This window comes from Pseudomonas danubii, assembly GCF_042980055.1.
GTDB classification, from domain to species: Bacteria; Pseudomonadota; Gammaproteobacteria; order Pseudomonadales; family Pseudomonadaceae; genus Aquipseudomonas; species Aquipseudomonas danubii.
Genome location: NZ_CP116502.1, coordinates 3,635,254 through 3,658,447 on the forward strand (window position 1 = coordinate 3,635,254; position 23,194 = coordinate 3,658,447).

Here is a 23,194-nt window from a genome sequence, read left to right on the forward strand (position 1 = left end):
AGTGCCGGCAGAATAGCGTTCCGGCCAGGCCATGACCATGGGGCAAAACGACGAGGGGGGAATCCGGCACCGCCCCGCAAGGCCGATGCCGGACAGGGCTTAGAGCGCTGGCAGGCCCAGGCTGGCGGCGCATTGCTCCAGGGAGCGCTGCTGGGTCTGGGCGTAGAGCTGCAACTCATCCAGGGTGGCGCGGCCCAGGGCCGTTTCGAAGGCCTGGCGGTTGGAGTGTGCGGCGTAGTGGCTCTGGCTGTCGTCCCCCAGGTTGGACTGGAAGATCCCGGCGGCGCTCACCGGCAGGAAGTCCTCATACACCAGGGGTTCGGCCCGCAGGTGCCCGGCGGCCAGCAACGCTGACAAGGTGGTGGGCCGCTGGGGCTGGTGGCGCGCCGCCAGCCCGGCGTCGCTGACGAAGTAGCGGAAATAGGCCAGGCCCTGTTCACGCATGGCGTCGTGGTTGTCGGGGAACTCGTCGAAATGCGCCTGCATCAGCTGGTTGTAGCGCTGGGCATTGCTCTCGCTGGGGAAGTCGCCCAGGGCGTCGCGGGCCGCGTTCAGCAGGCGGTCGTAGAGGGCCCGGCCCTTGGGTGTCAGTGCCGCGCCGCGTTGCTCGATCTCGCCGAAGCGGGCGCTGTGGCTGCCCTGGGGCAGGTCCTGATCGGTGAAGGCCACCCGTTCCTCCAGGGCCTTGAAGCTGGTCTGGCGCAGCAGGATCGGGCACGCCCGGCGTGGCGGGCCCTCGATCACCGCCTTGGGGGTGATGCCGTGCTCGGGCATCAGCCGTTGCACTTCATCGATGTCCAGGGTGCGTGGGGTCAGGTGGTTGATGTGCGGCCCCTTGAACGCCACCACGTCGGCGATCAACCGGTGCTGGGCACTGAGACTGGCGTACTGGGCGGCGGTCACCGTGGCGTGGTGGTGCCAGCGGAAGGTCTCCAGGGCTTCCTGAATGAAGCGTTGGGCATCGTGCTCATCCAGGCCGCCTTGGGCGTGGGCCTGTTCGATCAGTTCCAGCACCTTGGGGGTGAAGATCGAGCGCTGGGCCAGCACCTGTTCGGCAAAGCGCCGCAGTTCGGGGTTGTCGATCAGTTCCAGGCGCAGCAACGAGGTGAAGACCCGGAACGGGCTGACGTGCAGGGCCTCTTCGTGCACCGCGCGAAAGGCCGTGGAGTGCACCGGCACCCCGGCCGGGGTCAGGTCGTAGTAGCCCACTGGCTGCATGCCCATGACCGCGAACAGCCGGGCCAGGGTCGCCAGCTCGGCGGCGCTGCCGACACGGATGGCGCCGTGGCGCTCCAGGTCCAGGCGCTGCAGTTCGCCGCTGTGCTGCAAGTGCCGGGCAATGGCCGGCTGCTGTTCCAGGACCTGGGCATTGACCTGGGCCACCAGCGCCATCAGGGCGCCGTAGAGGGGCACCTCCTCACGGTACATATCCGACATGGCCCGGGAAAATCCCTGGCGGATCAGATCAGGACTGACGAAGTGCTGGTTGCTCATGGACAAGGTTCCCGTGGCAGTGGATCGAGGCATGAAAAGGGCGGGGCGTCCTGATTCTGCTGGGGCCTGCCGGGGCTGACAAACGAAGTTTCCTCTGAACTTCATTCTGCAAATGAATGCATGGCGCGCGGCTTGCTCCGGTTTGCGCAAGCCTGGAGGTTGACCGCCGCAGATTCCCGCCGTGCGGGCCCGCCCGGCCCGGGCCGGGCGTGTACACTGATGGCGCGTTGAGCTCATGCTGATAGACGTTCACCGGTTGATGGCTAGCCGCTCGATCCACTTTTTCCATCGCTGGACGGAGGCGACTTGGCCCCTGCGCAGTACACCAGAGGGAAGGGACTGTCACTGGCCAGGAGGCTCTACACCTCGCGCACCCTGGGCCTGGCCTTGGGCTTTTTCTGCGTCGCCACGGGCATGTCGCCGCTGCAACCGGCGCCCTGGGTCTGGGGCTTGATGCTGTTCAACGCCTTTGTCTGGCCGCACCTGGCCTATCAGTGGGCCCGATGGTCCCAGGTGCCGTTTCGCGCCGAGTACCGCAACCTGTTGGTGGATTCGCTGTTGGGCGGGTTCTGGGTCGCGGCCATGCAGTTCAATCCGCTGCCGCTGGTCACCACCCTGGGGATGATGGCGATGAACAATATCGCCCTGGGCGGGGTGCGTTTTTTTCTTGCCGGCTGTGGGGCCCAGGTTCTGGGCATTGGCATCGGCCTGGGGGTGTTCGGGCTGTCGTTCACTCCCCTGACCACGCCGCAGCAGTTGTATGCCTGCCTGCCGATGCTGACTCTGTACCCGATGGCGCTGGGCTACATCTGTTACCAGCAAGCGGCGACCCTGGGCCGGCACAAGCGCGAGCTGCTGGCCCTGAGTCGCACCGACAGCCTGACCGGGCTGCTCAACCACGGGGCCTGGAAGGACCAGTTGGAGATCGAGTTCCAGCGTTGCCAGCGCCAGGCCCATGGTGGCGCCATCGCCCTGATCGACATCGATCACTTCAAGGCCATCAACGACACCTACGGCCATGTGGCCGGGGATGTGGTGCTGCGCCAGTTGAGCAAGCTCCTCCGGCAGAACCTGCGGGCCAGCGATCAGGCCGGGCGTTATGGCGGTGATGAGTTCTGCGTGATCCTGCCGGACGTGCCGCTGGAGCACGCCGCCGATCTGATGGAGGCGCTGCGCGGGCGCTTCGCGGCCCTGGGCTACGAACAGAATCCGGCGTTGCAGGTGAGCCTGAGCATTGGCCTGGCGGCGTTCACCCCCATGCACGAGGACGCCATGGATTGGTTGAACGATGCCGATCAGGCCCTGTATGCCGCCAAGACCGCTGGTCGCAACAACGTCACCTGCCATCCGCCGGAGCGGCCTTCGCGCCGGGTGTTGAATCCTCTGTAGTACCTGCCTCTTGTCGGGCTTGCCCGTGAAGGCGTCGGCATGTACGCCGCGTGATTGGCGGTGTTCCGTTCGCCGGCAAGCCGGCTTGTAGGAGCGGGCTTGCCCGCGAAGGCGTCGGGTGGCGCGTCGCGGCGGTTGGCGGTGCTCGCTTCGCCGGCAAGCCGGCGCCTACGGGGGAGCAGGGTGCAGGCGCCGCGCCAGTTCCAGCGCGGTGCGGCCGCTGGCGATGCCCGGCACCAGTTGGGCGAAGGGGATGTCGATCAGCCGCTCCTCGCGCACCGCCCGCAACCGCGACAGCACCGGGTCACGCTGCAGCAACTGGCGTTTGCGCGTGGCCGGTGACCACAGGGCGTCTGCCAGGAGCAGCACGTCCGGGTCGTTGCTCAGCAGGGTTTCGCTGTCGACCGTCAGGCGCGGGCGGTCGATGGCGGCGAAGCTGTTGCGGGCGCCGGCGGCTTGCAGCAGTACCCCGACAAAACCGCGCTGGCCCTGGCTGGCGAGGCCGTTGACCTCGCTGTCCAGGTAGAACACCGCGGGCGTGTCGCGGCCCCGGTACAAGGCTGCTGCCGCGGCAAGGTCAGCCTCCATGGCCGCGATCAGTTGCTCGGCCCGGGCTGGCTGCTGCAACAGCCGGCCCAGGGTCCGCAGGTCGCGACGGATATGCCCGAAGTAGTCCTCATCATGCCCGGCGCAGGCCGACTCCAGCAGGTAGCTGGCGATGCCGATGCGCCCCAGGCGCTCCCGGGAGCTGAAGTTATCGGGAAACGCCGAAGCGAAGCCGCCCACCACCAGGTCGGGCTTCAGGCTGTAGAGCACCTCCGCCGACGGGTATTGCCGGGCGATCACCGGCACGCCGTGGTACTGCCCCTGGGCCTGGGCCTGACTGTCGTCATCCAGGTAGGCGACGCCGATCATCGACGGCCCGGCGCCCAGGGCCAGCAGCAGGTCGGCGCTGTGCTGGTTGAGGGCCACGATGCGCCGGGGAGGGTCCTCGACGGTCCAGGTCTTGGCGCAGTTGTCGTAGCTGGCCGCCAGGGCCGGGACGGTCGCCAGCCATAGCAGGAGGCCGAGGATCTTCCTAGGCATCCGCCACCCCCGCATACGGCGAAGGGATCAGCAGATCCTGCACCGGCTCACCCGCCAGCAGATGCCCCTGCACCAGGCGCACGACCTGGCTGTCGTCGCTGACCCGGTACCAGCAGCCATCGGGGTGCACGGTCAGTACCGGCCCCAGGTTGCAGGGGAACTGGCAGGCGGTGCGGGTCAGCAGCACGCCGCCGGGGGTTTCCATGTGCTCAAGGCGCAGCAGTTCACGGCGCAGGGTCTTCCACAGCGCCAGGGCACCGCGGCGCACGCAGCGCGGGCCGGTGCACAGGAACACCTGCCGGGCATGGGGTGGCACCCGCGACCAGTCCGGGTCGCTGGCCACGGCGTTGACCTGATCGCAGGGCAGGTGCCGCTCGTGCTGGGCGATGCTGGCGCAGGCCAGCGCTGCATCCAGCCCGCGACGGCCCAGGGCCTGGGCGGTGATCCACAGCTGCGGCGCCTGGGGATGGGCCCGGGCCAGGCGGCCCAGTTCATCGCGCAGCCAGTCCAGGTAAGCGCTGTCGGAGCTGGGCTCCAGGTCCACCACCAGCAGCGCCGCGCCGTCCTCGGGCAAGGGTTCCTCCAGGGCGGCCCAGAGGCTGTCGAAGCCGTCCAGGGTGTCGATCACCCGGGTGCCGGCGTCCTCGTTGCGCAGCGCCTTGAGCTCGCGGCGAAAGGCTTCGCCCAGGGTGCCGCCGTGCAGGCCGGGGCCGACGAACAGCACCCGTTGATAGTCCTTGTGCATGTCGTTGGGCCTCAGAAGCGGTAGGTGTAGCGCACTTCGCTGGTAAAGGGCCGGCCGAGGTTGTCCACCGCCGGCGCGCTGCTGGTCATGCTGGTGGTGTAGTCGCGGTCGAACAGGTTCTCCACCAGCAGGCTCAGGCGATGTTGCTGGGCCCTGTCGAGGTAGCGATAGGCATCGGCGTCCACCACCGAGTAGTGGCCGTAGTCGACCTTCTTTGCGCTGTCGATCTGGCCGATGTAGCGGATCGCGCCCCCCACGCCCCACTGACCATCCTCGGACTCGTAGCCCAGTCGCGAGCGGGCGAAGAAGCCGGGAATGTTGCTCAGGGTTACGCCGTTGCGCGACTCCAGCAGATTGCGGGTCAGGTCCGCCGAGAGGTTCCATCGCGGGCTGAACTGCCAGCGGCCGTCGACCTCCATGCCGCGCACCTTGATCCGCCCCTGGCCATTGACCCAGTGGATGCCATCGAGGGCAATCAGGTCGTCGATCTTGCGCTGGAAGGCGGTGACGCTGGCGTTGAACTCGCCGGCCAGCAGGCTGCCCTTGTAGTCCAGGCCGAGCTCGGCATTCAGGCTCTTTTCCGGCTTGAGGTTGCGGTTGCCTTGTTCGTAGTCCTCGTTGACGAACAACTGCTCGGCGTTGGGCAGCTTGAAGGCGCTGCCGTACTGGCCGCGCAGTTGCCAATGGGCATTGAGGTCGTACAGGGAGGTGAGCATGCCCACGGTGGCGCTCTCGCCGCCGCTCATCTTCTCGTGGCGGATGCCCAGGCTCGGGTGCCAGTCGGGCAGCGCCGCGAACACCGGGCGCAACTGGGTGTACAGGGCATTGGCCTGGGCCTGGTTATTGTCGATCTTGAGCACATCGTCCTGGCCCTTGAACCACTGGTTGTCGGTGCCGAACACCAGCACATGGCCGCCGTCCAGCTCGGCCTTGCCTTCGGCCTGCAGGCCCCAGTCGGTGAAGCCCCAGTAGTCGTTACGGTTTTTGCTCACCAGGCGGCCGTCTTTCAGGCTGTCGATCTTGGTGTAGCGCGTGTCCCAGTCGTTGACATGGCCCTTGACGAAGTAGCTGAAACGCTCGCTCAGGCGCTGCTCGAAGGTCGCGGTGGCGATCTGCTGGACGCGGTCGTTGGTGGTCTTCTGGTTGTTCACCGGGCGGGCGAAATCCAGGTTGGCATCGCTGTACTGGTAGAACAGTTCCAGGCGCGAATCGTCGGCGAAGCCCTGGATCGCCTTGGCGCCGAAGGTGGTCACTTCATAGCCGCGTTTCTTGTCCCGGGTGCTGGCGCTGTAGGCGCTGTTGCGATAGGGCTGGTAGCCATCGGAGACGTTGTGGCTGACATAGGCCAGCAGGCCCAGATCGCCCAAGCCATTGCTGAGGATGCGCTCCACCCGGGCATCGCCGCTTTGCCCCATGAAGCTGTCCAGGCCCAGGTTGACCTCGCCGGAGGTGTCGCGAGTCTGGGGGCTGCGGGTGACGATGTTGATCACCCCGGACACCGCCTGGGTGCCGAACAGCAGGCTCTGGCCGCCCTTGAGCACTTCGATGCGTTCGATGGCATTGGCCGGCAAGGTGTCCAGGTACAGGCCGCCGTACAGACGGTTGTTCAGGCGTACGCCGTCCAGCAGGATCAGGGTGTCGTCGTTGCGGCCCCCCAGCAGGGAATAGGTGCCGTAGTCGAAGGGGCCGTTTTTCGGCGCGACGTAGAGGCCGGGGACGTACATCTGCAGCACTCGGGTGATGTCGCTGCTGGGGCCGGCGCGTTCGATCTGCTGGCGGTCGATGATCTCCACCTTGCTGCCGTACCGGGCCATTTCGGCCACCGTGGTGGACTCCACCGAAGGGGCGGAAACCCATTGTCGTTCCAGTGTCAGGGGAGTGTCGTCCGCCAGCAGCAGGGGGCTGAACAGGCAGCCGAGCAGGGCACCGCTCAGGGTGCGCCGAGGTGCACGCCAGTCGCATGCAAGGAAGGTGTCAGTTGTTGTCATTCTTGGTCTTCTCGAAAGTGACTTCGGGAAGCACGCAGGAGAAGGTATCGGCCACAGGCACGCGACCATACCGGCCCATGCCCGCCCACCGCAGGATTGCCAAACAGACGTTTCAGGCCGGTCTCCGGGCTTGCGAGTCTGGCGGCATTCGCCTTCCCATACCGTGGGTACAGTGGCGTGTTGAATGCAGCACTCGCTTACCGTTGCGGGGGCAGCACCGGACTGGCCCTGAAAGGGCGCACCGGTTTCCCGTTTCACCTCGTGCACGGCGGCATGAGGCACCTGAAACTGGGCGGCATATGAACATTCGCCCCGGCGTTCGTCAATCTCGTGGCTACAGGGGCAGGGCGGCGTCCGGCGCGAGGGCGATCCCGGACTGGCCCTGAGGCCGCGCTGGGCAGGCCAACAGTGGCACGGCGCGTACCGAGTCCCCTGGCTGCAGTTGCAGGCGCTTGGCGGTCAGGCGGTCCACCAGCAGGCAGCCTGAAACCAGGCGCCCGGGGGCGGCGGTGATGCGGCAGTTTTCCAGGCGGCGGTTGTGAATCAGCCACACCGGCGCCTGTTCGTCCGGGCGGCCCACCAGCAAGGGCAGGGTCTGGCTTTCGCGCACGCTGCGGATCTTCGCCACTTCGGCCTCGATCAGCGGCCCGCCGTCGAAGATATCGATGCAGCCCTGATGGCTGAAGCCTTCGTCGCGCAGGATGTTCACCGCCTGCTCGGTGCTCTGGTGGGCCTGGCCGATGGCCGCCTGGGCCTGTGGGCTGAGCAGGCAGGTGTACAGCGGCTGGCGCGGCATCAGTTCGGCGATGAAGGATTTGCTGCCATGGCTGGACAGGCGGTTGGCCTGCTGGAAGTCCATCTTGAAAAAGTGTCGGCCCAGGCTGTCCCAGAACGGCGAGCAGCCCTGGCTGTCGAGCTGGCCACGCAATTCGGCCACCAGCTTGTCGCCGAACAGCGTCGGGTGTTCGGCGACGAACAGCAAGCGTGCGGTGGACAGCAGGCGGCCGGTGTAGCCCTGGCGCTGGTCGCGGCGCAGGAACAGCGAACACAGCTGGGATTGCCCGGTCATCTCGTTGCACAGGAACAGGGTCGGGATCTCTTTGTCGATACCCAGCCCCGGGGCTCTGCCACGGGTGATGCCGACCCGGTAGTTGTAGCAAGGCTCGCGCAGGCCGATGGCGCCGCTCAGGCCGCAGATGCCGATGATTTGCTGGTCGTCGTCCTCCAGCACGAACAGGTAGTCGGCATCGGCCCGTTCCACCCGGCTGGCGAAGGTGCGCTGGGCCCAGCGCAAGCGATGGGCCAGGCGCTCGGGGTCGGTGGAGAGGTTGTTCAACTCGCGACAGCTGCCCTCCAGCAAAGCCAGCACGCCGGGCAGATCGGTGACGCGGATCGGACGGACGATCATCGGTGCACTCCTTGCAACAGTCCCGGGCAGCGCAGAAGCGGCGGGCCACTCATAACGCGATTCCCCGCACCGGTTCGCCCGGTGTCACTTGCAGGGCCTGGAGCATCGACGGGTCGAGCCCGACCACATCGCCCGGGGCTTCATCCAGAGGCGCGACAATGGCGCGAAATCCCTGCAGTCGGTCATTGCTCAGCAACCAGTGGCGACCCTGGCCACTCTGGGGGCTGAGGTAGCTGGTCGCGACCCGGCTCTGAACGATCGAGCGTAGCTGGTTATTGCGGGCCTGCAGGGTCGGCCCGGCATCGAACAGGTCCACATACTGGGTAGGCGCGAAGCCCTCGTCGATCAGGATGTCGCAGGCCTCCCGCGCATCGGGGTGAATCCGTCCGATGCAGTCCTGGGCCGACGGCGGCAGCATCGGGATGTACAGCGGGTACTGGGGCATGAGTTCGGCCAGAAAGCCCCGGCCCTGAAGGGCGCACAGGCGTTCGGCCTCGATGTAGGGCAGGTCGAAGAAGTGCTGGCCCACCGCCTCCCAGAACGGCGACTCGCCGGCGGCGTTGCTGTAGCCGACGATCTCGCTGATGGTGCTCTCGGCAAAGCGCTGGGGGTGAGCGGCCATGAACAGCAGCCGCGCCCGGGACGTCAGTTGCGCCAGGGGCGTGCCCGACAACGCCGGGTCCACGTGGAAGCTGCGCAGCAGGGTCTGCTCGCTGAGGTCCTGGCACAGGGACAGGGTCGGCACGCCGTGTTCGATGTTCAGCTCCCGGGAGCTGCTGATGAAGGGACGGTTGCGCAGGCTGTAGAACGGCGCGGCAAAGCCCGCCGTGGCAAGAATGTCGGAACAGCCGTGGAGCAGGCCGCTGTCTGGGTCCTCGAGCACCAGAAAGTAGTTCTCCGGGCCCTGGCTGGCCTCGGTCTTGGCAAAGGACGCCAGGGAATCGAGGATCCTTTCCCGCAGGTAGGTTTCGTCATCCACCAGGGACGTTACGCCCAGCAGGCGTTCGCGGGCCAGGCGCAGCAGTTGGGGCAGATCGAATAACGCCACGGGACGCAAAGCCAGCATGGGTGCACTCCTGTATCAAGGGCCGCTCGCCCCGGGGGGCGAACATGGGCCAGACATCACTGTCGGTTACCACGCAGTTCCACGGCCGCGGCATCCGGCGGCCTGTCCCCGGGCGGCTCTTGGCGGCTGCCTCGGGGGGGAAGCGCGACGCCATCCGGCGCCGCAGGTAAGTCACTTAGGGTTTGAGCGGATCGGGCAGGGCGGCACCGCTGCCCAGCTTGTTCAGCAGGAACAGGTAGACCAGCCCGGCGGCTATCCAGATGGCGCCGAGCTTCTGCGCATCCACGCCCATGTTGTACATGATGGCGCTGACGATCACGAAGCCGATCACCGGGCAGATCAGGTGGCGGATCACCTGGCCGGACTTCTGCCGGCGCCAGTAGAAATTGATCACGGTGATGTGCAGCAGCATGAAGCCGCTCAGGGCGCCGAAGTTGACCAGTGAGGTCAGGGTGTCCACCGAGTTGATGAACAGGTAGCAGATCAGCAGCGACAGCACCGCCACCAGGTAGATGCTGATGTGCGGGGTATTGTGTTTCGGGTGGACCTTGGCCAGCACCTTGGGCAGCTTGCCGTCCCGGGCCATGCCGAACAGCAGGCGCGACACTGCGGCTTGCGAGGTGATGGCCACCGCCACGCCCCAGGCCAGCGCCGTGGCCACCCCGGTGAGGGTCGCCAGCCAGCTGCCGGCGGCCAGTTCGGCGATCTCGTAGAAGGCGGTGTCGGCGGACTTGAAGCCCATGCCGGCGGCCAGGTCCGTGGCGATCCAGGTCTGCACCACGAAGATCGCCCCCATCACCACCAGGGTGATCAGGGCGGCGCGACCGACGCTGCGGCCCGGGTCGCCCTTGACCTCTTCGGCCAGGGTCGAGATGGCGTCAAAGCCCAGGAACGACAGCACCGCAATCGAGACGCCCTGCATCAGCATGCCGAAGTGGAAGTGTTCCGGGCTGTACAGCGGCGCCAGGGTCAGTTGGCCGTTGCCGGTGCCGCCGTGCAGGGCGTTCCAGGCGTAGAACAGGAAGATCCCCAGGACCACCAGTTGCGCCAGCAGGAACAGGATGTTCATCCGCGCAGTGAAGGTGATGCCCCGCAGGTTGACGAAGGTGGCGCTGACCAGGAACGCCAGGATGAAGCCGACCTTGGGCACTTCCGGGTACAGGTGGTTGAGGGCCATGGCCGCGTAGACGTAGAGCAGCGGCGGGATCAGCAGGTAGTCCAGGAGCATCAGCCAGCCGGCGAGAAAGCCGACATGGGGATTGAGGCCGCGCTGGGCATAGGAGTAGACCGAGCCGGCGATGGGGAAGGCGCGGGCCATGGCGCCGTAGCTCAGGGCGGTGAAGACCATCGCCACCATGCCGATGATGTAGGCCAGGGGCACCATGCCCGGGGCTTCCTGGTTGACGTAGCCATAGACCCCGAACGGGGCGATGGGGATCATGAAAATCATCCCGTAGACCACCAGGTCGCGCAGGCTCAGCCCGCGCTTGAGTTCCTGTTTGTAGCCGAATTCTTCAATCTCCATGAAGCAGTTCTCCTTGTAGCCAATGTAAGTGGGCGCATCCGGCGGCGAGGGTCGTCATTGACGCCTCGCGCGCCGGTCTGTGTTTGAACCTGGCAGGGTTAAAGACACACCACAGCGGTTTTTCTTGTTGTTGTTCCTGTCCTGCAAACAGCCTTTGCTGCGTTCAAGCGTCTTTCAACCTTCGTTACAGCAGTGGCGCCAGACAGTCGCTCCAGTGCTGCACCGCTTCAGGGCTGCGCAACAGGTCGTTGCGCACCTCGATCAGTACCGACTCCAGGCCCCGGGCATCACCGTGCACCGGCACGGTCATGTCGCTCAAGGGGTCGATTTCATAAGGCTGGTTGCCCGCCACCTTTATCGGCAGGGCCCACAAACCTTCCAGTATCCGCGCCGCGTAGGCGGTGGCGTTGCCATACAGCACGCCGACTTCCAGCGCGCGTGGCTGGCTGTAGTACACCGGGGTGAAGCTGTGAATCCCCACCACTCGTACCTCGCGCCCCTCGGCCAGGCGCCGGTCGATGATCCGCTGCAGACGCTGGTGGAACGGCGTGAACAGCTGCTGGCGGCGGTACTCGCGGGTGGCCTCGTCCAGGTGCTGGTTGCCCGGCACCTGATAGATCTCGCTTTGCAGCGGGATGCTGTCGGGGGCGTGGCGCGGCCGGTTGAGGTCGATCAGCAGGCGCGAATAGTTGGCCGCGATCAGGGTCGCGCCCAGGGCCCGGGACAGACTCTGGGCCAGTTCCAGGGCGCCCGGGTCCCAGGCGATGTGCTCGCGGGCCGCCACCTTGTCCAGGCCCAGGTCGTGCAGGGCCGGTGGAATGTAGTGGCTGGCGTGCTCGCACACCAGGATCAGCGGATGCGTGGAGTCTTCCCGCAGCAGGCGATAGGCCGGCTCGGTATAGAAACCGTGCTCGGCGGATTTAGTACAGGTGTCCATAGTGCTCACAGAGATCGGCAGCGGTCAGGTGCTCGGTCAGGGACACTTCCTTTTGTTTGACGGCGAAATAGGTGCTCAGCAGCTCCGGCGGCAGGGTCTGCAGCAATTCCGTGTTGCTGCGCAGGCATTCCAGGGCCTGGGTCAGGGTGCCGGGCAGGGGCACGATGCCGCTGGCCAGGCGCTGTTCGGTGCTCAGCTCATCGGGGACCTTGTCGGTCATTGCATTGAGCGGCAGCTTCTGTTCAAGGCCCAGGCGTCCGGCGATCAGGATCACGGCCATGGCCAGGTGTGGCGAGGCGGTGGCATCCAGGGCGCGGAATTCCAGGTTGTACTGCGGCGCCACGGGCTTGCCGCCGATGTCCACGGTGGGGCAGATGCGCAGCGACGCTTCGCGGTTGCGCAGGCCCAGGCAGGCGTAGGAGGCGCTCCAGTGATGGGGTTGCAGGCGTTCGTAGGACAGCGGCGTCGGCGCGGTGAAGGCGCACAGTGCCGGCAGGTGCTTGAGCACCCCGGCGGCCCAGTGCTGGCCCAGCCGTGACAGGTCGTCGCCGCGGACCGCCAGGGGATCGTAGAGCAGTGGCGTGCCGTCCAGGTCTTGCAGGCTCAGGTGCAGGTGCACCCCGTTGCACACGGCGTCCGCTGCGGTCTTGGGGGCGAAGCTGACCCGTTGCCCCAGCTGCCGGGCCACCTCCCGGGTGATCTCGCGCACGTTCACCGCGCGGTCGGCGGCGGCCAGGCCCTGGGTCGGGCGGCAGGTGATCTCGTATTGCTGCTTGCCGTATTCGGGGAGGAACATTTCCGGTTCGACACCGGCCGCCCGCAATGCCGCCAGCAGCCAGCCACCGAAGGCCGCGCCCTGGCGCTGGGCCTCCAGGGAGAAGGCCAGGTGCTCGCGCTGAGCGGCGCCGCTGTCGAGGTTGAACTCGTGCTCGAAGGCGGCGGTGATCTGGATGCCCAGCTCACGGTAGCGCTCGACCTCGTTGCGCAGCAGGGTGCGCGGGCAGGCGGCCCAGGGCTGGCCATCGGTCTGGCAGATATCGGCGTGAATGTAGTCCAGGGGCGCGGCCGTGGCATCCGGACCGGCGCCGACAGTGACCCGGCTGTCCAGGTCGGGTATCAGCCGCAGGTCGCCATAGGCGCCCCAGGGGTTGTCCTCGGCGATCAGGTCCTGGGGCGTCAGGGCGCTGTTGGCCGGCACCCAGCCACAGCCGCCGATCCGGTAGCGCTCCAGCTCGTCGCTGGGAAAGGAGCGGCCCCGGGTGACGCCGATCAAATCGGTGGTGACGATGCTGGTCATGGCCAGTGGCGTCAGGGCCTCGATGCCCTGGCCGCGGCTCATCCGCGGATCTCCCGCAGGCGGCCGAGCACGGTCTGGGTATCGGTGATCCAGCAGTAGCCCTTGATCGCATTCAGGCAGGCCTGGTGCCGAGTATCGCTGTAGGTGGCGCAGGCGTCCTCGACCAGGGTCACCAGGTAGCCGCGGTCGGCGGCGTCACGCACGGCCATGTCCACGCACTGGTCGGTGACGATCCCGGCGACGATCAGGTGCCGGGTTTCCAGGTTGCGCAGCACGTAGTCGATATTGGTGGAGTTGAACACCCCGGAAGAGGTCTTGGGCAGGACGATCTCGTTTTCCACCGGTGCCAGCTCGTCGATGATCGCCGCCTGGGGGCTGCCCTTGGGCAGGTGCATGTCCGACAGCTTGTGGTCCAGGGAGCGGTCACGGCCGTCGGCGGTCAGGCTTTCGATAATGGTGTGCAGCACGTTCTGCCGTGCTTCGCGCACTGCGGCCAGCAGGCGTTGCTGGTTGGGGATCACCTGCTCCCGGGCACGCTTGAGAAAGGCCTCGCCCTCGGGGCCTTGCAGGTGCGGGTCGAACTGCGGTTCGAGCCAGGCGCGCTGCATGTCCACCAGCAGCAGGGCGGTGTGATCGACGACGAAGGGCAAGTCCCGGGGCGAACGGTGGGGCAGGCTGAACATCCTTATTTCTCCTCCAGCACATGGGTATCGAATTGCGCCCGCAGGGCGTCGATGCCCTCCAGGCGTTGATCAAGATCGGCGCTGCGCGGGGTCAGGCAGGCGATCAGCGCCTCGACCTGGGCCAGCGCTGGCACCAGGGTGTCGAATGGCGACAGGGACTCCACCGGGGCACTGATGATCAGGTCCGCCAGCTCCCGCAGCGGCGAGGCATAGATATCGGTGAACAGCACCACCCGGGCGTTGCGCGCCTTGGCTGCGCTGGCCACCCGCAGGGCCTGGGACTGATAGCGGCGGTAGTCGAACAGCAGCACCACATCCTGGCGTTGCAGATCGAACAGGCGGTCCGGCAGTTGCGCGTTGTCTTCAAGAAAGAAACAGCCCGGGCGCATCAACCGCAGGTGGTTGAGCAGGTAGTGGGCGAGGAAGCTGCTGAAGCGTCCGCCAAAGCAGTACAGCTGATGACGGCTGTCCAGCAGCCAGTCCATGAGTACGCGGATGTCTTCGGGCTGGGTCAGGGACTGGGTGTCGTGCAGGGCGCGCTGGCTGTCCGCCAGGTAGCGGCTCCAGGTATCGCCCTGGGCCACTTGTGAGCGTGGGCGCAGCAGGGTGCTGGGGGAGCGCAGGCGGTCGTCCATGTCGCTGAGCAGGGCTTCCTGGAATTCGCCGTAGCCGCTGAAGCCGAGTTTCTTCACCAACCGCACGATGGTCGGGTCGCTGACCCCGGCGTGTTCCGCCAGGCGTGACATCGGCCCCAATCCGTTGCGCGGGTAGTGGTCGAGCAGGGCGCGCACGACTTTGCGCTCTGAAGGCGTCAGGTCGAGGGCGGGGTCGGTGATCAGGTCTCGGAGAGAGGGCATCGGGGTGCCTTGGAAGCTGAATGTCGTTTTTGTTTCATAAAATGGCTAAATGATATTTATGTAATGGACGTTACATGTCTAGTGAAATTTGCGTGGGTGGTGAAATGCTCTGAAATGGGGCGGGGTTAGGCGGGGCGGGTGGGGGGGCATATCCGTTGCTGCGGTAACGGCTACTTATGGTTTCGCTCTTACAGCGACTCACTTTGGAAAAGCCCCAAAGTAAGCAAAGGGCTCCTGCCCCTCCACTCGGTGCCTCGCTTAGGCTCGGCATGCCCTCACTCCGGCATTGATCCGTGGGCCGCCGCCACCGGCCATCCATGGCCGGGTGGCGGCTAACCCGGCGTCCTGCCGGGTTACCCACGGATCAATGCCTGCGTTCGGCCATCGTGGTTAACGGGGCGTTCAGATCAAGATCAAGATCAAGAGCCAGACGGCGGCCTTGCGGCCGGCCTGAAGCTAGGGGGCGTGCGTTTCTGTAGGAGCTGCGGTGGTTGGGCCTCCGTGGGAGTTGGCTTGCCAGCGAAGGCGTCCGCCCAGGCGCTGCAGGTCTTGCGGGGTTCTTCGCCGGCGAGTCGGCTCCGGACCTGACGGGATGGATCAACAAGGTGGGCAATGAGGCGCTGGGCGAAAGGCGTTCGATCAAGGCGCTCAAGCTTTGCCCTCGCTGCCCACTGGTTGATCAAGGGACGCTTTCTTTGGCCCGTCGCTATCCAGTTCGATCAGTTCGGCCAGGGGGACTGCCGGGGAGAAGATGTAGCCCTGGGCGCAGCGGATGCCAATGTTCTGGAGAATGTCGATCTGCTCCTGGGTTTCAACCCCTTCGGCTGTCAGTGTCGCCTGGTACAGGCGCGCGCTTTCCTGGGCGATGGAGACCGCGGTGCGCATCCGTTCATAGTGCAGCAGGGAAATCATCGAGTGGTCGATCTTCACTTCGCTGAAAGGATACTTGGCCAGGATGCTCAGGGCCGAGTAGCCGGTGCCGAAATCGTCCAGGGACAATCCCACGCCGTGATCCTTGAGCAGAAGCATGTTGTGCGCCACTTGCTGGGTGTCTTGCAGCAGGGTGCTCTCGGTCAGTTCCAGGGTCAGGCGAGCGCCGGGAAGCCCGGCCTCCTTGAGGCGCTGGATCAGCAGGACGGCAAAGTTGGCATCGCTCAGGGTCGAGGACGAGACGTTCACCGCCAGCGGTCCCTTGAGTCCGGCATCGATGTAGTACCGGGCGTCGCGGATCACCGCTTCGATGGTCGCCCATTCGAAGGCTTGCTGCAGGTCGTGGTGGCGGATCACTTCCAGGATCAGCAAGGGGGAAATCGCCGCGCCCTGGTCGTCCTGGGCCCGCAGCAGGGCTTCGGCGCCGATGATCGTGCGTTGGCTCAGGCAGAACTTGGGCTGGTAATACAGCGGCGGGGTGTTCGATCGCACCCACTCCAGCAGTTGCTGGCGGATGCGTTCGTTGCTCTGGGCCTGTTCGATCAGCGACTGGCGCAGGTAACGCACTGGCTGTCTGCTGTCCTGCAGGGCCAGGCTGATGTTGCGCAAGGTGACGTTGGCGCTGTCCCCGGCACAGGCATCGATCACGCAGAACTGCAGCTTGGGCGACAGGCTGCCGTCGCTGGGCAAACCGGCCTGCAAGGTCATCTGCAGGGTGGCGAGCAGGGCCGATTCTTCGACCTGCTGGATGGAGCGGTGCGGCACCACCAGTGCCAGGCTCAGGTCCGAGAACATGAAGGCGCGGTGGGCGGCACTGGCTTGCAGGGCATGGCTGGAGGCGCCGCTGCTGAATTCTTGCGCCAGGGAGATCAGCAACTGGTCGGTCCAGTCATGGCCGTGGATGGCGACCAGGTCCTTGAGGTTGCTGATTTTGATCACGATCAGGGTGTGGGGGACGCGCCGCTCTTTGTTTTGCTCCAGCACCTGGTCGAGGTGGTCGCGCAGGGCACGGCGATTGGGCAGTTGGGTGGTCGGATCGGTCAGGGCCTGTTGCAGCAGGCTTTGCTGGGCCAACTGGTAGCGCGCTTCGCGGCGCAGCATGGCGAATATCAGGATGATCATGGGCAGGGAGAGCAGGGTCGAGCTCAGTCGCAAGGACAGCAGTTGCGCGGTGATGCTGGAGCTGACCGTGCCCATCCAGTCGATGATCTGCATCGGGACGATGGCCGCGCCGAGGCGCATCAGGATCACCAGCAGCATGTCCTTCAGGCTCAGGGCGCTCAGGTCGCGGGTTTCGAACCAGCGATGGAGCAGCATGCCCCCCAGGGCCACCAGGCTAAAACTGAACAGCGCCTCTTCGAACTGCGCGGCGCCGGCAATCCAGTAACGAGCCAGTGCCACCAGGACCAGGCAGGTCATGCCGCCCCACCAGCCTCCCAGCAAACCGGCGAGAAACAGCATGTCGTTGCTCAGGAAAATCTTCACCGGGGTCTGCATGAACCCGGAGGCGAGGGCGATCAAGGCGGCGTTGCTGGTGCCCAGGATCAAACCCAGCAGGATCTTTTTCGACTTGATCAGCCGCTGGGCGTCCTGACGCAGCATCAGCAGGATGCTGAAGATCCCTACCAGGGCAACGTATTGCAGCAGGACGATGGGCTGGAGCGAGGCGTTGAGCGCAAGGTCGAGAGACAGGAGCTCCCACATACCGCTGTGCATGGTGTCGAGGTACCTGATTCGAGTCGAAGTGTGGGAACTTCGCGGAGAATAAAGGCCTGCTGCTTGGGTTGCCTATAAGCCATTTCTTGTTTGGTGATCAGGCGTTTCTTGAGTTTCTGAGGAATTTTCAACCTGTCTCCTGCTGGGAAATAGCCCCGTGGTCGTGCTAAAAAACCGGCCTCAGCCCTGATGTTCCTTTGTCGAGATAACCCCTTGCCGGCCACCCGTTTGACGCTGATCTGCCACGCCCGTACCGCCGCCCAGAAGCTGGGGCGCTTTCCCCTGGACGAAGCCGTGGAGATGGATTGGCAGGCCCAGGCCCTGAGCCGGGCTGCGCAGTTCAGGCATCACCCGCAGGTGCTGTGCGGGCCGGAGCGGCGAACCTGTCAGACGGCGGCGCTGTTCAGCGCAGCGCCGCAAGTGCAGGAAGCCCTGCGTGACTATGGCTTCGGTGCCTGGCAGGGGATGGGGATCGGCGATCTGCAACGCCAGCAGCCGCAAGCCTTGCAGGCCTGGCTGGATGACCCTCACAGCGCTCCGCCGGGAGGCGAGTCGGTCGCCGGGTTGTGCCGGCGCGTGGCGCAGTGGCTGGAGCAGATGGCCCAGCGTCCGGGGCACTGGTTGGCAGTGACCCATCCCTTTGTCATGCGTGCGGTGCTGCTGCAGTTGCTGCAGGCGCCCCTGGGCAGTTTCAACCTGATGGATATCGAGCCCCTGTCGCGGATCGATCTCAGCCATGCCGGTCGCTGGCGCCTGCGCCTGGATGGCCGTGACTGAGACCTGTGCCGGGCGTTCGGGGCATTTCTCCGGGCGCCAAAGCCGCCCATACTTGCCCCTGGCACAGCAGCGAGAACCAGATCCCCATGAAAACCCTCCTGATCATCGGCATCGGCGCCGGCAACCCCGATTTCATCACCATTCAGGCGATCAAGGCGCTGAACCGCAGTGACGTGGTGTTCCTGATGGACAAGGGGCCGAGCAAGGACTCGCTGATCGATCTGCGGCGCGAGCTGTGCCAGCGTTATCTCACCGAGCGTCCTTATCGCTTCGTCGAAGCCCAGACCCCGGAACGCCAGCGCGGCGATGTGGACTACCAGGCCAGCGTCCAGGCCCTGAACCAGGACAAGCAGCAGGTCTTCGAGCGGCTGATCAACGAGGAACTGGCAGAGGGCCAGACCGGTGCCTTCCTGGCCTGGGGCGACCCGTCGCTGTATGACAGCACCCTGCGCATCCTGCAGCAGATCCTGGCCAGTGGTGCGGCGCAGTTCGAGTATCAGGTGATCCCCGGCATCACCAGCGTCCAGGCCCTGGCGGCGCAACACAAGGTGGCGTTGAACCGCATTGGCCGTTCAGTGGAAATCACCACCGGGCGGCGTCTGGCGGCGGGACAGGCCGGTGATGCCGACAGCCGGGTGGTGATGCTCGATGCCGAGGACTCCTACCGCCAGCTGCGCAATCAGGACCTGGACATCTACTGGGGCGCCTACCTGGGCACGGCGGACGAAATCCTCATTGCCGGGCGCCTGGACGAGGTCGCCGACGACATCCAGCGGGTCCGTCGCCAAGCGCGCGAGGCGCATGGCTGGATCATGGATACCTACCTTCTGCGCAAACCGGAGCCTTAGACACTGGCCGCAATGGACGCCACCGGATAAGCGTGGTGTTCTTCGCCGGCAGCGGGCTCTCCCTCTTTTCCCGTAGGAGCGGGCTTGCCCGCGAAGAGGCCGGGATGGACACCACCGGATGAACGTCGTGTTCTTCGCCGGCAAGCCGGCTCCTACGAGGGGGATTTTTGGCCGAAGCGTTCGCGGTAGGCCGAGGGCGGCAGGCCCACCAGGCTGCGAAAGGCCACGCGAAAACTTTCCACCGAACGATAACCGCAATGCAGGGCGATGCTTTCCGTGGTCTGGCTGCCGCTTTCTAGTAATTCCCGGGCCCGGGCCAGTCGCTCATGCTGCAGCCAGGCCTTGGGCGTGGCGCCGGTGGCGGCGCTGAAACGTCGCAAGAAGGTGCGTTCGCTCATCAGCGCCCGGGCCGCCAGGTCGCTCACCGTCAGCGGCTCATGCAGGCGCTCCCGAGCCCATTGCATGACCTGCGACAGGTCGCTGCGCGGGGTGCGGCTGACCGGAGCCGGAATGAACTGGGCCTGGCCGCCGGTACGCTGGGGCGACATCACCAGGCGTCGGGCCACGCTGTTGGCCACCCGAGTGCCAAAGTCCCGGGCCACCAGGTGCAGGCAGGCATCGATTCCGGCGGCGCTGCCGGCAGACGTGATCAGTTGGCCGGCGTCCACATAGAGCACGTCCGGGTCCACCCAGATGTCCGGGAAGCGCTCGGCCAGCTCTTGGGTGTAGCGCCAGTGGGTGGTGGCGCCCAGGCCGTTGAGCAGGCCGCTGGCCGCCAGAGCGAACACCCCCGAGCAGATCGACAGCAGCCGCGCGCCGCGCTGGTAGGCCCGGCGCAGGGCTTCCATCAGCTCGGGCGGCGGCGCCTGGTCGCGGCTGCGCCAGCCGGGAATGATGATGGTCCGGGCCTGCTCCAGCAGTTCCAGGCCGCCATCGGCCAGTATCCGGATACCGCCCGCAGCGCGCATCGGCCCCGGGTCCACGGCGACGATGCAGTGCTCATACCAGGGAAAATCGAACTCCGGCCGGGCCAGGCCGAAGATTTCCACGGCGATGCCGAATTCGAAGGTGCAAAGGCCGTCGTAAGCCAGGATCGCGACCAAACCGGGAGGATTGTGCATTTGGCGGAAAGTTACCAGTGGGTGTCCGGGGCGCCACTTTAACGCGGTGGGGCAGGGCCGATAAAGTTCTTCCCACCTTAATCGCGACGTTCTGGAGACACCCATGACCAGCCTGGTCCGCAGCATTGCCGCCGCCCCTTCGGCCATTGCCCTGATGCATTTTTGCAACCGCCTGACCTTTGAAACCGACTGTTCTGACGTCTACAGCAGCCAGGAGGCCGGTGAAGTGGATTTTGTCCTGGTGGATGTGCGTGGCCCCGAGGCCTTTGCCCGCGGCCATGTCCCCGGGGCGATCAATCTGCCCGGGCACTTGCTCACTGTCGAACAGCTGGCCGGTTATCCCCGCGATACCCTGTTCGTGGTGTATTGCGCCGGTCCTCACTGCAACGGCGCGAACAAGGCGGCGGTCAAGCTGGCGGCCCTGGAATACCCGGTCAAGGAGATGATCGGTGGGGTCACCGGCTGGCTCGACGAGGGCTTCGAGCTCAGCACCGGGCAACCGCGCAGCGAGGGGCCGGATCTGTCCTGCGCCTGCTGAGGGGCCACTGCGCTGGCGGCGGCCCCAGGCTGCGGCTAGCGCAGGATGTGTCGGTAAAAATGGTCCGTTCTGAGGCGAACGTCGGGTGGTTCAGGGACAAACGCACCACGCCGGGGCGAGGGGGAGGGCGCAGAATCGCGGCTGCATGTTTTTTATAAGTATTTGTCGCATAAACACAATTTGCTTCCCGGGAGCCGCTCTAGACTGCTGGCCACTTCGATTTGCCCATAATCGAAACCAGCCAATAAAAGTCTCCGCCTCCTGGAGTTATAAATGAATAAGTTTGCGCTGTTTGGTGCCTTGGCACTGTCGCTGTTTTCCCTGACCGCTTCGGCCAATGAGGCCAAGCCGATCCGTATCGGTATCGAAGCCGGCTACCCACCGTTCTCGATGAAGACGCCCGACGGCAAGCTCACCGGTTTCGACGTGGACCTGGGCGATGCCCTGTGTGAGCAGATGAAGGTCAAGTGCACCTGGGTCGAGCAGGAGTTCGACGGCCTGATCCCGGCGCTGAAGGTGAAGAAGATCGACGCCATCCTGTCGTCCATGACCATCACCGACGATCGCAAGAAGAACGTCGATTTCACCATCAAGTACTATCACACCCCGGCGCGCTTCGTGATGAAGGCCGGCACCACGGTCAAGGACCCGCTGACCGAGCTCAAGGGCAAGAAAGTCGGCGTACTGCGCGCCAGTACTCATGACCGTTTCGCCACTGAAGTGCTGGTGCCGGCCGGCATCGACCTGGTGCGCTACGGTTCCCAGCAGGAAGCCAACCTGGACATGGTGTCCGGTCGTGTCGACGCGCTGCTGGCGGACTCGGTCAACCTCGACGACGGTTTCCTGAAAACCGACGCCGGCAAGGGCTTTGCCTTCGTCGGTCCCGAGTACAACGATCCGAAGTACTTCGGTGGCGGCGCCGGCATTGCCGTGCGCAAGGGCGACAAGGAGCTGGCAGAGAAATTCAACACGGCCATCACCGAGATCCGCGCCAACGGCAAGTACAAGCAAGTGCAGGACAAGTACTTCGACTTTGATGTCTACGGCGAGTAAGCCGCAGGCTGCAAAGCTTGGGTAAAAAAGGTGGCGCCCGTGATCCGGTCGCCACCTTTTTTGTGCGCCGCTGTTTTATTCTGCGCCACGCCTTTTTTGATCCCTGGAGCCACTATGCAACGCATCGACCATTCCTTGCCCTGGGGCCACCTGGGCACTGCGCGCCAGCTCAGCGTGTTTCGCTTCGGCAGCGGTGGCCGCAAGGTGTACATCCAGGCCAGCCTGCACGCCGATGAACTGCCGGGCATGCGCACCGCCTGGGAGCTGAAGCAGCGCCTGACGGAACTGGAGCGCCAGGGACGTTTGCAGGGCGTGATCGAACTGGTGCCGGTGGCCAACCCCATCGGCCTCGACCAGCAGGTTCAGGGCAGTCACCTGGGGCGTTTCGAACTGGGCAGTGGCAAGAACTTCAACCGTGCCTTCGTCGAGCTCAGTGGTCCGGTGGGCGACTTGATCGGCAAGCAACTGGGCACCGATGCCGCCGTCAATATCGCCTTGATCCGCCGCACCATGGTCCAGGTGCTGGATGAGCTGCCGGCTCCGGCCTCGCAGCTGCAAGCCCTGCACCGGTTGCTGCTGCGCCATGCCTGCGACGCCGATATCACCCTCGACCTGCATTGCGATTTCGAAGCGGCGATCCACCTCTATGCCTTGCCCCAGCACTGGCCGCGGTGGCAGTCCCTGGCGGCGCGTCTGAAGGCTGGGGTGGCGTTGCTTTGCGAGGATTCCGGCGGCAGCTCTTTCGACGAATCCTGCTCCTCGCCCTGGCTGCGTCTGGCCCGGGACTTTCCTCAGGCGGCGATTCCCCCGGCCAACCTGGCCGCCACCCTGGAGCTGGGCAGCATGGGCGATACCCGGGTCGAGCAGGCGCGAGCCAACTGCGAGGCCATCCTCGGCTTTCTGGCCGAGCAGGGCCTGATCAGTGGCCAGTGGCCCGCTGCACCGGATCAATGCTGTGAAGGCATGCCTTTCGAAGGCACCCAATACCTGTTCGCCCCGCACCCCGGAGTGGTCAGTTTTCTGCGCGATGCCGGCGAGTGGGTGGAGCGCGGCGACGCCCTGTTCGAAGTGGTGGACCCCTTGAACGACAGGGTCAGCACCGTGCGTGCCGGCACTAGCGGCGTGCTCTTTGCCCTGGACCGCGGACGCTATACCCAACCGGGCATCTGGCTGGCCAAGGTGGCCGGCCGCGAGGCGATCCGCGCCGGCAAGCTGATCAACGACTGAACCGCCAGGGGCGACGCTGACGAGGCGCAGTAACTGGGTTGCCAGGGAACGCTCGGCTACGTCGGCCCTCGATCCGCCATCGCGCCCTTCGCCGGCAAGCCGGCTCATACAGTAGATGTGTCCATGTCCCGAGTGTCCGTGTCTATCCGCCTGCTGTTCACCCTGTGCCTGCTGGCGGCCAGCTTCAATCACCTGCGCGCCGCCCTGGACCATGGGTTGCTCTGGGACTATGGCTACGGCGCCGACACGCCCCTGGCCAGCCGGGCCTTCTGGGGCGCCCTGAGCTTTTTCGATCCGCTGGCGGCGTTGCTGCTGTGGGTGCGCCCGCGCTGGGGGTTGGTGCTGACCCTGGCGATCATTCTGCTGGACGTCGTGCACAACAGTTTCTATGTGGCGGCCCACAGCCAGTGGCTGGAAACCTTCTACCTGTCTCAGGTGGGATTTTTGCTGGCGGTGGTCGCGTTTTTGCCACTGGCCTGGCGCGGGTTGCCGGCCAGGGAGTGAGCTCT

At 65.5% G+C, this 23,194-nt stretch carries 20 protein-coding genes and 1 riboswitch; of the genes, 7 read left to right on the forward strand and 13 right to left on the reverse strand.

Annotation, left to right across the window (positions count from 1 at the left end; translation table 11 throughout):
- Positions 1-99 precede the first annotated feature (99 nt).
- Complete coding sequence (locus PFZ56_RS16825) at positions 100-1,494, reverse strand: VOC family protein (RefSeq protein ID WP_170004664.1); 1,395 nt, start codon at positions 1,492-1,494, stop codon at positions 100-102.
- Positions 1,495-1,800: 306 nt separating this feature from the next.
- Here PFZ56_RS16825 and PFZ56_RS16830 point away from each other — a divergent pair, with 306 nt between their 5' ends.
- Positions 1,801-2,883, forward strand: a complete 1,083-nt coding sequence (locus PFZ56_RS16830; RefSeq protein WP_170004666.1) for a diguanylate cyclase — start codon at positions 1,801-1,803, stop codon at positions 2,881-2,883.
- Between the two features lie 168 nt (positions 2,884-3,051).
- Here PFZ56_RS16830 and PFZ56_RS16835 read toward each other — a convergent pair whose 3' ends face one another.
- The 11 genes from PFZ56_RS16835 to PFZ56_RS16885 all read right to left on the reverse strand — a co-directional run bounded on the left by PFZ56_RS16835 (position 3,052) and on the right by PFZ56_RS16885 (position 17,121).
- Positions 3,052-3,969: an ABC transporter substrate-binding protein gene (locus tag PFZ56_RS16835; RefSeq protein ID WP_123392897.1), complete on the reverse strand. Its 918-nt coding sequence runs from the start codon at positions 3,967-3,969 to the stop codon at positions 3,052-3,054.
- Positions 3,962-4,714 (reverse strand): ferredoxin, encoded by a 753-nt coding sequence (locus PFZ56_RS16840; RefSeq protein WP_123392901.1) that lies wholly within the window; start codon positions 4,712-4,714, stop codon positions 3,962-3,964. The genes PFZ56_RS16835 and PFZ56_RS16840 overlap by 8 nt, the downstream gene beginning before the upstream one ends.
- A gap of 11 nt (positions 4,715-4,725) precedes the next feature.
- The gene (locus PFZ56_RS16845; protein ID WP_258381526.1) at positions 4,726-6,702 is read right to left on the reverse strand and encodes a TonB-dependent siderophore receptor; all 1,977 of its coding nucleotides are present in this window, start codon (positions 6,700-6,702) and stop codon (positions 4,726-4,728) included.
- Positions 6,703-6,799: 97 nt separating this feature from the next.
- A riboswitch (cobalamin riboswitch) is annotated at positions 6,800-7,003 on the reverse strand.
- 33 nt (positions 7,004-7,036) lie between these two features.
- Positions 7,037-8,110 (reverse strand): arginine N-succinyltransferase, encoded by a 1,074-nt coding sequence (locus PFZ56_RS16850; RefSeq protein WP_102861857.1) that lies wholly within the window; start codon positions 8,108-8,110, stop codon positions 7,037-7,039.
- Positions 8,111-8,159: 49 nt separating this feature from the next.
- Positions 8,160-9,176 (reverse strand): arginine N-succinyltransferase, encoded by a 1,017-nt coding sequence (locus PFZ56_RS16855; protein ID WP_102880343.1) that lies wholly within the window; start codon positions 9,174-9,176, stop codon positions 8,160-8,162.
- 175 nt (positions 9,177-9,351) lie between these two features.
- Complete coding sequence (locus tag PFZ56_RS16860) at positions 9,352-10,701, reverse strand: APC family permease (protein WP_102880344.1); 1,350 nt, start codon at positions 10,699-10,701, stop codon at positions 9,352-9,354.
- 184 nt (positions 10,702-10,885) lie between these two features.
- Positions 10,886-11,638, reverse strand: coding sequence for an N-formylglutamate amidohydrolase (locus PFZ56_RS16865; protein ID WP_170004668.1), 753 nt, complete (start codon positions 11,636-11,638; stop codon positions 10,886-10,888).
- The gene (locus PFZ56_RS16870; protein WP_170004670.1) at positions 11,622-12,977 is read right to left on the reverse strand and encodes a glutamine synthetase family protein; all 1,356 of its coding nucleotides are present in this window, start codon (positions 12,975-12,977) and stop codon (positions 11,622-11,624) included. Before PFZ56_RS16870 ends, PFZ56_RS16865 begins: the two co-directional genes overlap by 17 nt.
- On the reverse strand, positions 12,974-13,618 hold the full coding sequence (locus PFZ56_RS16875) for an isochorismatase family cysteine hydrolase (RefSeq protein WP_102861852.1): 645 nt from the start codon (positions 13,616-13,618) through the stop codon (positions 12,974-12,976). The genes PFZ56_RS16870 and PFZ56_RS16875 overlap by 4 nt, the downstream gene beginning before the upstream one ends.
- A gap of 2 nt (positions 13,619-13,620) precedes the next feature.
- Positions 13,621-14,475 (reverse strand): MurR/RpiR family transcriptional regulator, encoded by an 855-nt coding sequence (locus PFZ56_RS16880; protein ID WP_102861851.1) that lies wholly within the window; start codon positions 14,473-14,475, stop codon positions 13,621-13,623.
- Positions 14,476-15,123: 648 nt separating this feature from the next.
- Positions 15,124-17,121, reverse strand: coding sequence for a GGDEF domain-containing phosphodiesterase (locus tag PFZ56_RS16885; RefSeq protein WP_110594961.1), 1,998 nt, complete (start codon positions 17,119-17,121; stop codon positions 15,124-15,126).
- Positions 17,122-17,334: 213 nt separating this feature from the next.
- Between PFZ56_RS16885 and PFZ56_RS16890 the strand changes: the two genes are divergently transcribed.
- Together PFZ56_RS16890 and cobF are read left to right on the forward strand one after the other, a co-directional pair.
- Complete coding sequence (locus tag PFZ56_RS16890) at positions 17,335-17,898, forward strand: histidine phosphatase family protein (protein ID WP_102864115.1); 564 nt, start codon at positions 17,335-17,337, stop codon at positions 17,896-17,898.
- Positions 17,899-17,984: 86 nt separating this feature from the next.
- Positions 17,985-18,746, forward strand: coding sequence for a precorrin-6A synthase (deacetylating) (gene cobF, locus PFZ56_RS16895; protein WP_102864116.1), 762 nt, complete (start codon positions 17,985-17,987; stop codon positions 18,744-18,746).
- Between the two features lie 152 nt (positions 18,747-18,898).
- Here the strand turns inward: cobF and ftrA are convergent, their stop codons facing one another.
- Positions 18,899-19,867, reverse strand: coding sequence for a transcriptional regulator FtrA (gene ftrA / locus PFZ56_RS16900; protein WP_110594960.1), 969 nt, complete (start codon positions 19,865-19,867; stop codon positions 18,899-18,901).
- A gap of 103 nt (positions 19,868-19,970) precedes the next feature.
- Between ftrA and PFZ56_RS16905 the strand changes: the two genes are divergently transcribed.
- From PFZ56_RS16905 to PFZ56_RS16920, 4 genes are all read left to right on the forward strand, one after another.
- Complete coding sequence (locus tag PFZ56_RS16905) at positions 19,971-20,405, forward strand: rhodanese-like domain-containing protein (protein WP_102864118.1); 435 nt, start codon at positions 19,971-19,973, stop codon at positions 20,403-20,405.
- Between the two features lie 273 nt (positions 20,406-20,678).
- Complete coding sequence (locus PFZ56_RS16910; protein ID WP_170004547.1) at positions 20,679-21,458, forward strand: ABC transporter substrate-binding protein; 780 nt, start codon at positions 20,679-20,681, stop codon at positions 21,456-21,458.
- Between the two features lie 114 nt (positions 21,459-21,572).
- A complete protein-coding gene (locus tag PFZ56_RS16915; protein ID WP_110594959.1) occupies positions 21,573-22,685 on the forward strand; it encodes a M14 family metallopeptidase in 1,113 nt (370 codons plus the stop codon).
- 123 nt (positions 22,686-22,808) lie between these two features.
- Positions 22,809-23,189 carry a hypothetical protein gene (locus PFZ56_RS16920; protein ID WP_170004549.1) on the forward strand — a complete coding sequence of 127 codons (381 nt, stop codon included), beginning with the start codon at positions 22,809-22,811 and terminating at the stop codon, positions 23,187-23,189.
- The last annotated feature ends 5 nt before the right edge of the window (positions 23,190-23,194 follow it).